This window comes from Mycobacterium sp. NPDC050041, assembly GCF_049541695.1.
Classification (GTDB): domain Bacteria; phylum Actinomycetota; class Actinomycetes; order Mycobacteriales; family Mycobacteriaceae; genus Mycobacterium.
On record NZ_JBMVDG010000001.1, the window covers coordinates 1,098,717 to 1,116,251 of the forward strand.

General features: G+C 68.3%; 5 protein-coding genes (1 of these 5 cut by a window edge). 4 read left to right on the plus strand and 1 reads right to left on the minus strand.

Features of this window, described 5'->3' with window-relative positions:
* Positions 1 to 9,873 carry the end of a non-ribosomal peptide synthase/polyketide synthase gene (locus tag ACPCHZ_RS05245; RefSeq protein ID WP_423483814.1) on the plus strand. 21,366 nt of this gene lie to the left of the window's left edge, so the window shows 9,873 of its 31,239 coding nt (coding positions 21,367-31,239); its start codon lies beyond the left edge, outside the window; it ends in the stop codon at positions 9,871 to 9,873.
* Positions 9,874 to 9,888: 15 nt separating this feature from the next.
* Here the strand turns inward: ACPCHZ_RS05245 and ACPCHZ_RS05250 are convergent, their stop codons facing one another.
* Positions 9,889 to 10,386, minus strand: coding sequence for a DUF2505 domain-containing protein (locus ACPCHZ_RS05250; protein ID WP_423483750.1), 498 nt, complete (start codon positions 10,384 to 10,386; stop codon positions 9,889 to 9,891).
* A gap of 736 nt (positions 10,387 to 11,122) precedes the next feature.
* Here ACPCHZ_RS05250 and ACPCHZ_RS05255 point away from each other — a divergent pair.
* Genes ACPCHZ_RS05255 through ACPCHZ_RS05265 form a run of 3 tightly spaced genes read left to right on the plus strand, consistent with a single transcriptional unit; the run spans position 11,123 to position 17,376 of the window.
* Positions 11,123 to 11,542: an MmpS family protein gene (locus ACPCHZ_RS05255; protein WP_423483815.1), complete on the plus strand. Its 420-nt coding sequence runs from the start codon at positions 11,123 to 11,125 to the stop codon at positions 11,540 to 11,542.
* The gene (locus ACPCHZ_RS05260; RefSeq protein ID WP_423483751.1) at positions 11,539 to 14,421 is read left to right on the plus strand and encodes an RND family transporter; all 2,883 of its coding nucleotides are present in this window, start codon (positions 11,539 to 11,541) and stop codon (positions 14,419 to 14,421) included. The genes ACPCHZ_RS05255 and ACPCHZ_RS05260 overlap by 4 nt, the downstream gene beginning before the upstream one ends.
* Positions 14,422 to 14,430: 9 nt before the next feature.
* A complete protein-coding gene (locus tag ACPCHZ_RS05265; RefSeq protein WP_423483752.1) occupies positions 14,431 to 17,376 on the plus strand; it encodes an RND family transporter in 2,946 nt (981 codons plus the stop codon).
* The last annotated feature ends 159 nt before the right edge of the window (positions 17,377 to 17,535 follow it).

A 17,535-nucleotide genomic window follows, 5' to 3' on the forward strand; every position in this document is an offset into this window, starting at 1 on the left:
CTGGCCGACACCTTGGCGGCGGGCGGCCTGCCGGTCGTCTGGGTCGACGACCCACGCATCGCCACCCGGCCCAGCGGCGCGCTGCCGGGCCCGTCGCCCGACGACATCGCCCACGTGATCTACACCTCGGGCACCACCGGCATGCCCAAAGGTGTTGCGGTGAACCATCACAACGTGACCCGACTGTTCGACTCCCTCGACGTCGGCCTGGACTCGGCCACCGATCAGGTGTGGACGCAGTGCCACTCGTATGCCTTCGACTTCTCGGTGTGGGAGATCTGGGGCGCCCTGCTGCGTGGCGGTCGCCTGGTCGTGGTGCCCGAGTCGGTCACCGCGGCACCGGAGGACCTGCACGAGCTGCTCGTGGCGGAGCACGTCACGATGCTCAGCCAGACACCGTCGGCGATCTCGGCATTGTCGCCCGCCGGCCTCGACTCGGTGGCCGTGATGGTCGCAGGCGAGGCCTGCCCGGCCGACGTGGTCGACCGGTGGGCGACGGGTCGCACCATGATCAACGGCTACGGGCCCACCGAGACCACCGTGTACGCCACCATCAGCGCGCCGCTGGGCGCCGACTCGGACGTGCCGATCGGCCTCCCGGTGCCCGGGGCCGGACTGTTCGTCCTCGACCAGTGGCTGCGTCCGGTGCCGGAGGGCGTGGTGGGGGAGCTCTACGTCGCGGGCCGCGGCGTCGGAGCCGGGTACCTCCGCCGCGCCGGACTCACCGCGGCCCGGTTCGTGGCGTGCCCGTACGGCGGCCCGGGTGCCCGCATGTACCGCACCGGCGACCTGGTGCGCTGGGGCACCGACGGGCAACTGCGCTACCTCGGCCGCTCCGACGAGCAGGTCAAGATTCGCGGCTACCGCATCGAACTCGGCGACATCCAGAGCGCGCTCGCGGCGCTGGACGGGGTCGAGCAGGCCGCGGTCGTCGCCCGCGAGGACCGCCCGGGCGACAAGCGCCTCGTCGGCTACCTCGTCGGAACCCTCGACCCCGCCGCGGCACGCTCGGCGCTGGCGGAGCGGCTGCCCGGGTACATGGTGCCCGCGGCCGTCGTCGTCGTCGACGCCCTCCCGGTCACCGTGAACGGAAAGCTCGACGCCCGTGCGCTTCCCGTGCCGGAGTACCGCGACGGCGACCGCTACCGCGCCCCCGCCACCCCGACAGAGGAGATCCTGGCCACCATCTACGGTCAGGTCCTCGGCGTCGACCGGGTCGGGGTCGACGACTCCTTCTTCGACCTCGGCGGCGACTCCGTCTCGGCCATGCGGCTGATCTCCGCGGTCAACGACATCCTCGAGTCGGAGCTGTCGGTGCGCGCGGTGTTCGACGCACCCACGGTGGCACAGCTGGTGTCCCGGCTCGACGGGCAGGCGGCCGGACGCGCGCCGCTGGTGCGCGTCGAGCGGCCCGACGTGCTGCCGCTGTCGTTCGCCCAGAACCGGCTCTGGTTCATCGACCAGTTGCAGGGTCCCTCACCGATGTACAACATGCCGGTGGCGCTGCAGCTGCGCGGGCGGGTCGACACCGAGGCGCTGGCCGCGGCCCTGACCGACGTGGTGGACCGTCACGAGAGCCTGCGGACCCTGATCGCCGCACCCGACGGCGTGCCCCAGCAGCTCGTCCTGCCTGCCCGCTGGGCCGACTTCGGCTGGGAGGTCGTCGACGCGAGCACCTGGTCGCGCAGCCGGCTCGAGTCGGCGGTCGCCGAGACCGTCTGCCACAGCTTCGACCTGGCCACCGAGATCCCGTTGCGCGCGAAGCTGTTCCACGTCGACGGCGACGAGCACCTGCTGGTCGCCGTCGTGCACCACATCGCGGCCGACGGCTGGTCGATCACCCCGCTGGTGCGTGACCTGGGCGAGGCGTATGCCGCCCGGTGCGCGGGGCGTCGTCCCGACTGGGAGCAGCTCCCGGTGCAGTACGCGGATTACACGCTGTGGCAGCGCGAGCAGTTCGGCGATCTCAATGACGGCGAGAGCTCGATCGCCGCGCAACTGGCGTACTGGCAGGACGCCCTGGCAGGCATGCCCGAACGCCTCGCACTGCCCACCGACCGGCCCTGTCCCCAGGTGGCCGACCATCGTGGCGCCGCCGTGCCGGTGGACTGGCCGGCCGAACTGCAGGACGCGGTCGCCCGGGTGGCGCGCGACAACAAGGCGACCACCTTCATGGTGATGCAGGCCGCGTTGTCGGTGCTCTGCTCCACGCTGAGCGCCAGTACCGATGTCGCGGTGGGCTTCCCGATCGCCGGCCGTCGCGATCCCGCCCTCGACGACCTGGTCGGCTTCTTCGTCAACACACTCGTGCTGCGCGTCGACCTCGCCGGGGACCCGACGTTCGGCGAGGTGCTGGCACAGGTGCGCCGCCGCAGTCTGGCCGCCTATGAACACCAGGACGTTCCGTTCGAGGTGCTGGTCGAGCGGCTCAACCCGGCACGCAGCATGTCCCACCACCCGCTGGTCCAGGTGATGCTGGCCTGGCAGAACTACTCGGGCGACCCGGGCGCCGGGCTGGCTCTCGGGGACCTGGAGGCGACACCGCTGCCGGCGGAGACCCGCACCGCGCGGATGGATCTGGTGTTCTCACTTGCCGAACGCTGGGCAGCGGACGGCACGAGCGCAGGTATCGGTGGGAACGTCGAGTTCCGGACCGACGTGTTCGACGCCGCGAGCATCGAGACATTCGTGGCACGGTTGCGGCGGGTGCTGGAGGCGATGACCGCCGACCCCACCCGCAGGGTGTCGTCGACGGACGTGCTCGGAGACGTCGAACGGGCACGACTCGACGACTGGGGTCACCGGGCGGTGCTGGCCGATCGGGCCGTCTCGCCGGTCCCGGTGCCCGCGCTCTTCGCCGAACAGGTGGCCCGGACACCGGACGCCGTCGCGCTGAGTGGCGCCGGACGCCGCATGACGTACCGCGAACTCGACGACGCCGCAGCACAGTTGGCGTCGGCGTTGGCCGCCGAGGGCGCCGGACCGGGACGGTGCGTTGCGCTGCTGCTGCCGCGGTCCACCGACGCCGTCATGGCGATCCTGGCGGTGTTCAAGACCGGCGCCGCGTACCTGCCGATCGATCCGGCCCTGCCCGTGGCGCGGTTGCAGTTCATGCTCGCCGACGCCGAACCGGTGGCCGCCGTCACGACGGCGGACCTGCGGATCCGGCTCGAGGGTTCGGGTGTCGCGGTGGTCGACGTCGCTGACCCCGCACCGGCTGTGACCGGCTCGCCGCGGTGGGCCCGCGAGCCCGGCCCGGCCGACCTCGCGTACCTGATCTACACCTCCGGCACCACCGGCGTCCCCAAAGGTGTTGCGGTGACGCACCGCAACCTGACCCGGTTGCTGGGCACGCTGCACGCCGACCTACCCGCCGGGCCCGGCCAGGTGTGGTCGCAGTGGCACTCGCTGGTCTTCGACGTCTCGGTGTGGGAGATCTGGGGTGCCCTGCTGCACGGCGCCAGGCTGGTGGTGGTGCCCGAGGAGATGGTGGCCGCACCGGACGAGCTGCACGAGCTGCTGGTCAGCGAGGGGGTCAGCGTCTTGCACCAGACGCCCTCGGCGGTCGGGATGCTGACACCGGACGGCCTGGGGTCGACCGCGTTGGTCGTCGCCGGCGAGGCCTGCCCGGCGGAGGTGGTGGACCGGTGGGCGCCGGGGCGGGTGATGCTGAACGCCTACGGGCCGACCGAGGCCACGATCTACGCGGCGATGAGTCGGCCGCTGGCCGCGGGAACCGGCGTGGTGCCGATCGGGTCACCGGTGCCGGGCGGCGCGCTGTTCGTCCTCGACAGGTCGCTGCGGCGGGCGCCCCAGGGCGTCGTCGGCGAGCTGTACGTGGCAGGCGCCGGGGTGGCTCTCGGCTACTGGCGGCGCCCCGGTCTGACCGGATCACGTTTCCTGGCATGCCCGTTCGGTGCGCCGGGCGAGAGGATGTACCGCACGGGCGACCTCGCGCGGTGGGGCGCCGACGGGCAACTGCAGTACCTGGGTCGCGCCGACGAGCAGGTGAAGATCCGCGGTTACCGCATCGAGCTGGGCGAGATCCAGACCGCGCTCTCCGAGCTGCCCGGCGTCGAGCAGGCGGTGGTGACCGTGCGCGAGGACCGCCCGGGCGACCGGCGTCTCGTCGGTTACGTGATCGAGTCACACACGGGTGCAGTCGATGTCGCGCAGGCGCGGGACGCCCTGATGCAGGTGTTGCCCGCCTACATGGTGCCCGCGGCGGTGGTGGCGATCGAGGCGGTGCCGCTGACGGTCAACGGCAAACTGGATTCCCGCGCGCTGCCCGCACCGCAGTACACCGTCGAGGGATACCGTGCCCCGGCCGATGCGGTCGAGGAGATCCTGTCGGGCATCTACGCCGACGTGCTCGGCGTCGAGCGGGTCGGCGTCGACGATTCGTTCTTCGAACTCGGCGGCGACAGCATCCTGTCGATGCAGGTGGTCGCGAGGGCGCGCGCGGCAGGCGTGCTGTGCCGGCCGCGCGACGTCTTCGTCGAGCAGACCGTGGCCAGGCTGGCCCGGGTGGCCACCGCGGCGGACGGTTCGGCCGCCGAGGTCGACGAGGGCGTCGGACCGGTGGTGCCGACGCCGATCATGCGCTGGCTGCACAGCGTGCACGGCCCGGTCGACGAGTTCAACCAGACGATGGTGCTGCAGGCCCCGGCCGGAGTCACCGAGGATGACGTCGTGGTCGTGCTGCAGGCCCTGCTGGACCGGCACGCCACGCTGCGCCTGCGCGCCGCCGACGGGGACTCCGGCGTCTGGACGATCTACGTGCCCGACCCCGGCTCGGTCGACGCCCGCAGCTGCCTGCACACCGTCGACGAGCTCACCGACGAGGCGATGACCGCGGTGCGGGCCCGCTTGAACCCGGCCGCCGGGACGATGCTCAGCGCGCTGTGGGCCACGTCCACCGGCCGGCTCGCGCTGGTGGTGCACCACCTGGCCATCGACGGGGTGTCCTGGCGAATCCTGTTGGAAGACCTCAACATCGCGTGGGCGCAGCACCGCGGCGGTCAACCCGTGGCGCTGCCTGCCGGCGGCACGTCGTTCCTGCGCTGGTCCAGGCTGCTGGTCGAACACGCCAGCACCGCAGAGGTGGCGGGGCACGCCGCCGCCTGGCGGGAGATCGCCGAGACCCCCGCCATGCTGCCCGCCGTACAACCCGAGCGCGACACCTTCGCCACCGCCGGGCACCTCTCGGCCGCGCTGGACGCCGAGACCACCCGCAGTCTGCTCGGTGAGGTGCCCGCGGCCTTCCACGCCGGGGTCCAGGACATCCTGCTGATCGCGTTCGGCCTCGCGGTCGCGGAGCTGCTGGGCACCGGCACGGCCCCGGTCGCCATCGACGTCGAAGGGCACGGGCGCGCAGAGGAACTCGCCGACGACGTCGACCTCTCACGCACAGTGGGATGGTTCACCACCAAGTACCCGGTGGCGCTGACGCCCGGCGGGTTGTCGTGGGCGCAGGTGTGCGCGGGCGACCCGGCGCTCGGTGCGACGGTCAAGGCCGCCAAGGAACAACTCCGGGCGCTGCCCGACGTCCTCACCTACGGACTGCTGCGCTACCTGAAGCCGGAGGTCGGGCTGACCGCGGCCGACCCGACCGTCGGCTTCAACTACCTCGGCCGGCTGGGGGTGTCGGGCGGTGAGCTGTCCGACGACCTGTGGCGGATCTCCCAGGAGGGCCTGTCGCTCACCGGTGCCGCCGCGGCGGTGCCGATGCCGTTGCCGCACACGCTGGAACTGAACGCCGTCACCATGGACACCGACGCCGGACCGCGCCTGCAGGCCTCATGGACGTGGGCGCCGTCGGCGCTGGACCACGACCAGGTCGGCCGGCTGAGTGAGCTGTGGTTCGAGGCGCTGACAGGTATCTGCGCTCATGTGAGCTCCGGTGGCGGCGGGCTGACGCCGTCGGACATCGTTCCCGCCCGACTGGAACAGCGACAGATCGACCAGCTGCAGCAGCAGTGCCCGGCCGCCGACATCCTGCCGCTGACCCCGCTGCAACGGGGCCTGCTCTTTCACGCGGCCACCGCCCGCACCGACGACGACGTGTACGCCGTGCAACTGGACTTCACCATCAGCGGCCCGCTCGACCCGGAGCGGTTGAGCGATGCCGTGCACGCCGTGGTCCGCAGGCACCCGCACCTGGCGGCCCGCTTCTGCGACGAGTTCGACGAACCGGTGCAGATCATCCCGGCCGATCCCCTGATGGCATGGCGGTACCTCGACCTGCGTGGCGACGGCCGGGATCCGGGGCCGGAGATCGCCCAGCTGTGCGCCGACGAGCGAACGAAGGTGTGCGACCTCGCCCACCGGCCGGCCGTGCGGGCCGCGCTGATCGGCACGCCCGGCGAGCGGCACCGGCTCGTCCTGACGTTCCACCACATCGTGGTCGACGGATGGTCGCTGCCGATCCTGCTCGGCGAGATCTTCGCCGGGTACCACGGACACCGGTTGCCCTCCCCGCCGCCGTACCGCCGGTTCGTGACCTGGCTCGACGGTCGCGACGTCGAGGGCGCCCGCGCGGCGTGGCGCGAGGCACTCGACGGCTTCGCCACCCCCACCCTGGTCGCTCCGCGCCCGCATGCGGGCCCGCGCGGGGTGAGTGCGCACCGGCTGTCCGAGCAGGTCACCGACGCGCTCGGCGAGCTGGCCCGCTCGTGCCACACCACGATGAACACCGTGCTGCAGGCGGGCTGGGCGATGCTGTTGACGTCACTGACGGGTCAGCACGATGTCGCGTTCGGCGCCACCGCGTCCGGCCGGTCGGACGTGGCGGGCGCGGAGTCCATGGTGGGTCTGATGATCAACACGGTGCCGGTGCGGGCGAACATCACGCCGGCCACCACCGTCGCCGATCTGCTCGACCAGCTGCAGGACTTCCACAACGAGCTGCTCGACCACCAGCACCTGGCGCTCACCGACATCCACCGGGTGACGGGCCACGACCAGCTGTTCGACACGCTGTTCGTCTACGAGAACTACCCGATCGACGCCGGTGCGGTGGCGGGCGAGCACGAGCTGTCCGTCAGCGATTTCAACCACCACGAGAACAACCACTATCCGTTGACCGTGGAAGCGCTGCCGGGCAACGAGATCGGGTTCCGGGTCGAGTACGACGCCGAGGCGTTCGACGAGGCCGCGATCGGCAGGATGATGGACCGGTTGAGTCGCGTGCTGGCCGCCATGTCCGGCGACCCAGGACGGCGGTTGTCCTCGGTGCAGGTGCTGGCCGACACCGAGCGGGCGCGGCTGGACGAGGTCGGCAACCGGGCGACGCTGATTCGCCCCGCGGCGGCCGGTGTCTCGGTGCCGGTGGCGTTCGCTGCGCAGGTGCGGCGGACACCGGAGGCGGTGGCGCTGTCGGGAGACGGCGACGCGCTGTCCTATCGCGAGGTGGATGCGGCGTCGGACAGGTTGGCGCGGGCGCTGATGGGCCGTGGTGTGGGAGCCGGACAGTGTGTGGGGCTGCTGATGCCGCGGTGCGCGGAGGCGGTCGTCGCGATCGTGGCGATCCTCAAGTCCGGTGCGGCCTACGTGCCGATGGATCCGATGCACCCCGACGCGCGGATCGACTTCATGCTCGGCGACGCCGCACCGGCGGCGGTGATCACCCGTTCGGATCTGCAGTGGCGGGTCGCGGCCCATGACGTGGCGGTGATCGACGTCGACGATCCGGTCGACGAGTGGGGGATCGGTTTCTGGCACGGCCCTGTGCCGGAGCCGGCGCCGGACGACGTCGCCCAGATCATCTACACCTCCGGCACCACCGGTGTGCCGAAGGGCGTGGCGATCACCCATCGCAACGTCACCTCGCTGCTGGCGTCGCTGGATGCCGGTCTGCCGCCGGGACAGGTGTGGACGCAGTGCCACTCGTACGCCTTCGACTTCTCCGTCTGGGAGATCTGGGGTGCGCTGCTCGGCGGTGGCCGGCTGGTCGTCGTGCCCGAGGAGATCACCGCGTCACCGGTGGACTTCCATGCGCTGCTCGCCGACGAGGGAGTCAACGTGCTGACCCAGACGCCGTCGGCGGTGGGGATGCTCTCGCCGAGCGGACTGGAGCGCACCGCCCTGCTGGTCGGTGGTGAGGCCTGCCCGGCGGAGGTGGTGGACCGCTGGGCGCCCGGCCGGGTGATGGTCAACGCCTACGGCCCGACCGAGACCACCATCTACGCGTCGATGAGCACCCCGCTCGTGGCGGGATCCGGGCCGGTACCCATCGGTGCGCCGGTGGCCGGAGCGGCGTTGTTCGTGCTCGACGACTGGCTGCGGCCGGTACCCGCCGGCGTGGTCGGGGAGCTCTACATCGCCGGCGACGGCGTCGCGCAGGGCTACGTGCGTCGGGCGGGCCTGACCGCGTCGCGGTTCGTGGCGTGCCCGTTCGGGACGCCGGGTGCCCGCATGTACCGCACCGGCGACCTGGTGCGCTGGGGTGACGACGGGCAACTGCGCTACGGGGGTCGCTCTGACGAGCAGGTCAAGATCCGCGGCTTCCGGATCGAACTCGGCGACGTGCAGTCCGCACTGGCTGCGCTCGACGAGGTGGACCGGGCCGCGGTGGTCGCCGGCGAGAGCGGAACCGGCATCACGCGGCTGATCGGTTACGTCACCGAATCACGCAGCGGCGCCGTCGATCCCGGCGCCATCCGCGCGCGGTTGGCGGAACGGTTGCCCGCCTACATGGTGCCCGCGGCGGTGGTGGTGCTCGACGCGTTGCCGCTCACCGTCAACGGCAAGCTGGACACCCGGGCCCTTCCCGCCCCCGAGTACACCGCAGCGCAGTACCGCGCCCCCGCCGACACCGTCGAGCAGGTCCTGGTCGGCATCTTCGAACAGATCCTCGGATTGCCGCGCGTCGGTGTCGACGACTCGTTCCTCGAACTCGGTGGGGACTCGCTGTCGGTGATGCGCCTCGTCGCCGCGGTCAACAGCAGCCTGGATGCCGACATCTCGGTGTCAGCGGTGTTCGAGGCGCCCACCGTGGCCGGACTGCGTCAGCAGCTGCGGATCGGCGCCGACTCCCCGCGGGAGGTCACCCCGATCCAGACCCTGAAGAAGGGCAGCGGCGCTCCGTTGTTCTGCATCCACGCCGCGAGCGGGCTGAGCTGGCCCTACCAGGCGCTCGGCCGCCATCTCGATTGCCCGATCGTCGGAATCCAGCAGACGGATGACGATGCCGCCGGGTCGATCCGCGACATGGCGCGGACCTACGCGGACAGGATCCAGCAGATGCGGCCGAATGGGCCGTACCACCTGCTCGGCTGGTCCTTCGGCGGCGTCGTCGCCCACGAAGTGGCCGTCGAACTGGAACGGCGCGGCGGCGAGGTCGCGCGCCTGATCATCCTGGACGCCCAGCCGGAACTCGACGGGCGGCTCGCGACGCCCAATCAGATCCTGGGCATGACGCACGTCCGGGAGGAGCTCGCACGCTTCTATCAGATCAGCAACGCCGGCCTGGACGAGTCGGTCACCAACGAGCAGATCGACGTGATGCTGCGCATGCAGGGCGAGGCGGTGTTCGGCCGGTACAAGGAGCTCGTCGACCGGATCATCCGGAACGGCAGCGCCAACATCGAGTCGTACCGGAGTTACGAACCGGGTGTGTTCGGCGGTGACATGGTGCTGTTCGGGGCCGAGGGTGCTCACGAGGACAGGAGTGCCGAGATACTGCGCGCCTGGAGCCCTCATGTCGCCGGCAACATCACCGTGCACTCGGTCGACTGCACGCACGAGGAGATGCTGGGCGCGGAGACGCTCGCCCGCTACGGCGAGCAACTCGAGCAGGCCCTGAGGCTGGGCCCGATCGAGGAGCTGGCATCCGTCGATTCCACCGGACGCCGGTTGCGCCGGATCAGGTGACGACGGGCTCGTCCGCTAGGCCTGCTCGGTCAGCCACTCGGCGGTGAAGCGCAGCATCTCGGGGGTGTCGTCCACCATCTGGCGGCTGAGCATGCCCTCGATCGTGCCGCCCACGAAGCGCACGTCGACCTTCACCGTCGCGGTACAGCGCAGCTGAGAGGCACCGCCCGCGGGCGCCAGCACCACGCTGCTGCGACCGGAACCCGGTGCGCCCCGGGCTTCGATGTGGACCGTTCCGTGCAGCTCGCCGTCGACCAGGGTCCACGTCTGGTCCTGGACGATCTCCAGGTCCCGGGGATACAGCTTTCCGAACGGCTTGGGCAACAGGGCGGTACGCAGGTCCTGGACGGTGACGACCTGTACGGAGCCGTCGACGACGTCGATCGCGTCGAGGCGGCCGTTGTCGCCGTAGGCCGCCAGTCGTGACACCCAGTAGTCCGCCTCGGAATAGGCGGCATGGATCTGTTCGACGCCGATCGCGGACTCGACCTGGAAGTCGACCGTTCGTGACATGCAAGCTCCCACCCCGTCGCGTGCAGCGCAGTGCACGTTGTCGGTCCCACCGTAGAGATGCGCGCCGAAGGGGTTTCGAACGGTTCGTGCGGGTGCGAACGGTGGAGAGGCGAAGAGCTGAGATGAGCGCTCGGAACACATCGGGCAAACGGACAGTGTCGAGGAGACAGGCGACTCCGGTCGGCACGACGCCGGAGGCCGGCGCAGCAGCTAATTGACGGAGGCGCTAGTCCGCGTCGGGTCCGGAGAACGGGGTTCTTCGGCCCGAGTGGTCAAGCCGAACGGGCACATGAATTGATTACATTTTGGTGACGCCCGTCCTCGCATTCGCTGTGAAGAACCGGCGGCAAACTTCACAATCACCGCCGCGAGCAACGCCGAGCCTTGTACGCGAATTATTCGCCAAATACTTCCATATATGCATTCGTGCCAGCTCACCGCCACCTGCGCGTTCCAGGCATGAGGTTGCTACCACCTGCGGAGACTGCGCACTCAGCAGTGCACGGAGTCGTTTGCTATAGCAACGATAAAACTCGTACTGCCGTGCACTTATCAAGCGATCATCGCAATCGCATATCGCGTCGGGCACAAGCCCATATGGCGGTTTCGGGCATGGGTTACCCTTCATCCACCGGTTGACGCCCGAAGGGGCGCTCAGCGTTTGCGATCAGACGGCGCCATGCCTCAGCATGGTGCGGGTGTGGCACAGGGGAGGAGTCCTGCGATTTTCAGGCTGCTGAAACGGGCGTGGATTCCGTTGCTCGTACTCGCCGTGGTCGCTGCCGGCGGCTTCACCGTGTCGCGTCTGCACGGCATCTTCGGCTCCGAGAGAAGAATCTCCTATGCCGACACGAGAGCAGCCGACACCAAGCCGTTCGATCCGAAGCAGCTGGTGTACGAGGTGTTCGGCGCGTCGGGCACCGTCGCCAACATCAGTTACTTCGACAAGGACTCGGAGCCGCAGTACATCACGGGCATCAGCCTGCCTTGGACGATGCAGTTCGACATCGGGAACGCCACTGCGACAGGAAGTCTCATGGCGCAGGGCGACAGCAACTACATCGGCTGCCGTATCACCGTGGACGGTGAGGTCAAGGCCGAGAAGGTGTCCGACAACACCAACGCGTTCACCTCATGCCTCCTGAAGGCCGCATGAGCAACGTCTCCACGGAGCACCGGCGGGTTCGACGGCCGCGGATCGCCTCGTTCATCCGGTCCTTCTCCCCCCTGATCATCATCGGCTGGCTGGCTGTCATGGTCCTGCTGTCCGTCACCATTCCTCCGCTGGAGGTGGTCGAGCGGCAGCGATCGGTTTCGCTCAGCCCGGCGGACGCGCCGTCCGTGATCGCGGCGGAGCGCATCGGTCAGGCCTTCGAGGAATCCACCGGCGGCAGCGTGGCGATCATCGTTCTCGAGGGCACCGAGCCCCTGGGCGAAGAAGCGCACAGGTACTACGACGAGATCATCCGTCAGCTGAAGGACGACCCCCAGCACGTACAGCACGTCCAGGACTTCTGGGGCGACCCGTTGACCGCGGGCGCAGCAGAGAGCGCAGATCGAAAAGCCGCGTATGTGCAGATGGACCTTGTCGGTGAACTGGGTCAGGCCGAGGCGACGAACTCGGTCACGGCCGTGCGCGACGTCGTCGACCGCACGCCTGCGCCGCCGGGCGTCAAGACCTATGTGACCGGTCCATCGGCAATCGTCGCCGACCTCGGCACGAGCGGTAACAAGACGGTTCTGCTGATCACCCTGGTCACCATCAGCGTCATCTGCGTCATGCTGCTGCTGCTCTACCGCAAGATCTTGATCGTCATCATCCTGCTGTTCACGGTGTTCGTCGAGCTGCAGGTGGCCCGGGGTGTGGTCGCGTTCCTGGCCCTACAGGGCTATGTCGGCCTCACGACATACGTCGTCAATCTCCTCGTCTCCGTCGGCATCGCAGCAGGAACCGACTACGCCATCTTCTTCGCCGGCCGATATCAGGAGGCACGCCAGGCCGGCGAGGACCGGGAGAATGCGTTCTTCACGTCGTACAGCAGTGTCGCCAAAGTGGTACTCGCGTCCGGTGTGACGATCGCCGGCGCGATCGCGTGCCTCAGCTTCACCCGACTGCCGTTCTTCCAACCGCTCGGAGTCCCCGGCGCGATAGGAATCCTCGTCGCCGTCGCGGTGGCGCTCACACTCGTGCCCGCCTGCATCGCCGCCACCAGTCGTTGGGCCACCTTCGACCCCAAACGGAGGGTGGCGACTCGCCGGTGGCGGCGAATCGGTACCGCGATCGTCCGGTGGCCGGCGCCGATTCTCGTTGCGACGATAGCAATTTCATTGATAGGCCTGTTGACGCTGCCCGGCTACAACCCGAGCTACAGCGACCAGAAGTACCTGCCCCAGGACATCCCGGCCAACCAGGGCTACGCGGCTGCCGCGCGGCACTTCCCGGAGTCGCGGATGGCCTCACCTGAGCTCCTGATGGTCCAGTCGGACCGCGACATGCGCAACTCCGCAGACCTGCTGGTGCTCAACAGGCTCGCCAAGGCGGTCTTCGCCGTCCCCGGTGTCGCCAACGTGCAGTCGATCACGCGGCCCGAAGGCACGCAGATCAAGCACTCGTCGATCCCGTTCATGCTGAGCATGAGCAACGCCAGCCAGAAGCTGACCATGCCGTTCCAGCGGGCGCGCATGGAGGATCTGCTCAAACAGGCCGACTCGATGTCCACGACGATCAACGTGATGAAGCGCATGCAGAGCCTGATGACCGAGATGGTCGGCACGACGCACCGCATGGTCGGCACCACCCACGAGATCGAAGAGATCACCGTCGAGCTGCGGGACCACATCGCCGATTTCGACGACTGGTTCAGGCCGATCCGCAACTACTTCTACTGGGAAAAGAAGTGCTACAACATCCCCATCTGCTGGGCATTCAGGGGCCTCTTCGATTCCATCGACGGCATCGACCAGGTGACGCTCAAGATGAAGGACCTCACGGCTGACCTCGACCAGCTCGATGAGCTGATGCCGCAGCTGCTGACCTCGTTCCCGCCGATGATCGCCCAGATGGAGAGCACCCGCACGATGATGCTGACGATGCACAGCACCATGTCGGGGATCTTCGCCCAGATGGACGACTCGAACACCAACGCCACCGCCATGGGCAAGGCGTTCGACGCCTCGAACAACGACGAGTCCTTCTACCTGCCGCCGGACATCTTCGAGAACAAGGACTTCAAGCGCGTTCTGGACATCTTCATGTCTCCGGACGGCAAGGCGGCGCGCTTGCTGATCTCACAGAAGGGCGATCCCGCGACGCCCGAGGGGACCAAGCTGGTCGAGCCGATCAAGACCGCGGCCGAAGAAGCGCTCAAGGGGACTCCGCTGGAGAGTTCGAAGTTGTATCTGACCGGCACCGCCGCACAGGTGAAGGACCAGATCGACGGCTCGAAGATCGATCTCCTGATCGCCGGCGTCGCCGCCCTGTGCCTGATCTTCCTGATCATGGTGATCATGACGCGGAGCCTGATCGCGGCCCTGGTCATCGTCGGTACGGTGGCGCTGTCGCTGGGAGCGTCGTTCGGCCTGTCCGTCCTGGTGTGGCAGCACCTACTCGGGATCCAGATCAACTGGGTCGTGTTGGCGATGTCCGTCATCGTCCTGCTGGCGGTGGGCTCGGACTACAACCTGCTGCTCGTCTCGCGAATGAAGGAAGAAGTCGCCGCCGGCATCAACACCGGCATCATCCGGGCCATGGGCGGGACCGGCAAGGTCGTGACCGCCGCCGGTCTGGTGTTCGCCGCCACGATGGGCTCGATGATCGTCAGCGACCTGCTCACGATCGGACAGGTGGGTACCACCATCGGTCTCGGGCTGCTCTTCGACACCCTGATCGTGCGTGCGTTCATGACGCCGTCCATCGCCGCCCTGCTCGGCCGGTGGTTCTGGTGGCCGCAGCAGGTGCGTCCCCGTCCCGCCAGCTCGATGCTCCGACCGGTGGGTCCCCGCCCGCTGGTCCGCTCCCTGCTGTCGCGGGACTAGTCAGGTCGCATGAGGACAAGAAGAGACCGCCCGCCGTTCATCGCGCGGACGATACGCCGGTTCTCGCCGATCATCATCGTCGCCTGGATCGCCGTGATCATCTACACGACGCTGGCCTCGGTCGGCTGGGAATGGCGCTCCGCGATCCCGGCGCTGGAAAAGGTGGCGGAGGAGAACTCGGTGTCCCTGATGCCGGCCGATGCGCCCTCAGCGCAGGGCATGCGGCGGATGGGACAGGCGTTCGAGGAATCCGACTCGGACAGTTCGGCGATGCTCGTCCTGGAAGGCCAGGAGCCGCTCGGTGAGGCTGCGCGGCAGTATTACGCGGGGCTGATCCAGCAGTTGCGCGACGATCCAGAACACGTGACCCACGTGCAGGATCTGTGGGGCGACCGGCTCACGTCGTCGAGCGTCCAGAGCCCGGACGGCAAGGCCACCTATGTGCAGTTGAATCTCGCCGGGAACCAGGGGACGCCGCTGGGCGACGAGTCGGTGGCAGCGGTGCGGGACATCGCCGCGCGTTCCTCGCCGCCCGCCGGTGTGCAGGTCTACGTGACCGGGGCGGCGCCGCTGGCCTCGGACATGCAGCACAGCGGCAACGACTCGATCCTCAAGATCACAATCGTGACCGTCGTGATCATTTTCACGATGCTGCTCATCGTCTACCGCTCGATCATCACCGTCATCCTGCTGTTGGTCATGGTGGGCGTGGAATTGGCGGCGGCCCGCGGAATCGTCGCGATACTGGGCGCCAACCAAGTGTTCGTGCTCTCGACCTTCGCGGTGAACATGCTGGTCTTCCTGGCGATCGCGGCGGGCACCGACTACGGCATCTTCTTCTTCGGCCGGTATCAGGAGGCGCGGCAAGCGGGCGAAGATCGGGAAACGGCGTACTACACCACCTATCGCAGTACCGCTCCCGTCGTCCTCGCATCAGGACTGACGATCGCCGGCGCCATCTACTGCCTGAGCTTCACCCGGTTGCCGTACTTCCACACCATGGGTGTCCCGTGTGCCATCGGCATGCTGGCCGCGGTCGCCGTCGCGGTGACGTTGGTGCCGGCCGGGATTGCCCTGGCGAGCGCTGTCGGACTGCTCGAACCCAAGCGCAGACTCAAGTCCCGTAGGTGGCGGGGGATCGGCACGGCGATCGCGCGCTGGCCGGGTCCCATCCTTGTGGCCGCTCTTGCGACCGCATTCGTCGGTCTGCTGGCGCTGCCGGGGTACGAAACGAGCTACAACGACCGCGAGTACATCTCCCCGGACATTCCGGCGAACCAGGGGTTCGCGGCAGCGGAACGCCACTTCACCCAGGCGCGACTGACGCCCGACGTCCTCATGATCGAGGCGGGGCACGATCTGCGGAACCCCACGGACTTCATCACGCTCAACAAGCTGGCCAAGGCGCTCTTCGGCATTCCCGGGATTTCGCGGGTGCAGGGGATCACCCGCCCAGAGGGGACACCGATCGAGAAGACGTCCATCCCCTTCCTGCTCAGCCTCCAGCAAGCCACCCAGTACCAGGTGCAGAAGTTCCAGGGCGAACGCAACGGCGACATGCTCAAGCAGGCCGAGAGCATGGGCGTGATGATCGGCATCATGCAGGAGCAGTACGCGATGATCCAGCGGCTGAACGAAGTCACGCACGAAATGATCCTCAGCACCCAGGAGATCGCGGCGATCACCGACGAACTGCGGGGCAGTGTCGTCCTCTTCGACGATTTCTTCCGACCGATCAGGAATTACTTCTACTGGGAGAAGAAGTGCTACAACATCCCGATCTGTTGGGCGCTGCGGTCAATCTTCGACACCATTGACGGCGTGGACGCGCTCCACGACAAGATCCAGATCCTCACCAAGGACATGGAGCAGTTGGACGTGCTCCTGCCGCAACTCGCCGCGCAATTCCCCCAGATCATCGAGGTCCTGCGGACCATCCAGACGATGTCGCTCACCATGTACTCGACGATGTCGGGGATCTCGGCCCAGATGGATGAGCAGACCACCGACGTCAGTGCGATGGGACAGGCGTTCGACGCGGCCAAGAACGACGACTCGTTCTTCCTGCCGCCCGAGGTCTTCGACAATCCCGACTTCAAACGCGCGATGGCGTCGTTCCTGTCGCCGGACGGGAAGTCGGCCCGGTTCATCATCTCCCACAACGGTGATCCGGCCACACCGGAGGGCATCGAACGCGTCGAGAAGCTCAGGGTCGCCGCCGAGGAGGCGCTCAAAGGCACACCCCTGAGCGACGCCAAGATCTATCTCGCCGGGACGGCGTCGACCGCCAAGGACTGGCAGGACGGGTCCACCTACGACCTCCTGATCGCCGGCATCGCGGCGATCTGCCTGGTGTTCATCATCATGCTGGTCATCACGCGCAGTCTCATCGCGGCGCTGGTCATCGTGGGCACCGTGGTGCTGTCCCTGGGCGCCTCTTTCGGGTTGTCCGTGCTGCTGTGGCAGTACATCCTGGGCATCAACCTGCACTGGATGGTGCTGGCGATGTCGGTGATCATCCTGCTGGCCGTGGGATCCGACTACAACCTGCTGCTCGTGTCCCGCATGAAGGAGGAAGTCGGCGCAGGCATCAACACCGGCATCATCCGGGCGATGGGCGGGACCGGGAAGGTCGTGACCACCGCCGGTCTGGTGTTCGCCGCCACGATGGCGTCCATGGCGGTCAGCGACCTGCGGATCATCGGTCAGATCGGCACGACCATCGGCCTCGGCCTGCTGTTCGACACGATGATCGTCCGCTCGTTCATGACCCCCGCCATCGCCGCGCTGCTGGGCCGCTGGTTCTGGTGGCCGCAGCGGGTGCGGCCGCGTCCTGCGAGCGCCATGCTGCGCCCGTACGGGCCGCGACCACTGGTGCGGGCCCTGCTGGGCACCCCCATGCGCCGCGACGACGACGATCCGCCCACGGTCGAGTTCCCCCGGGCGCCCGTTTAGGCGCGCCATTCTCCGTCGGCGGTACAGGTCTTTTCACATCGCGCGGGCAAATGGGTCTGGGTCGGTAACGAACATTCAGGCGCCGACGATGACACAAAAGTATGGGCAACAATCGGTCTCGGCGATTAGGATTCGGTGCCGGGGGGAAAGGAGACAAGC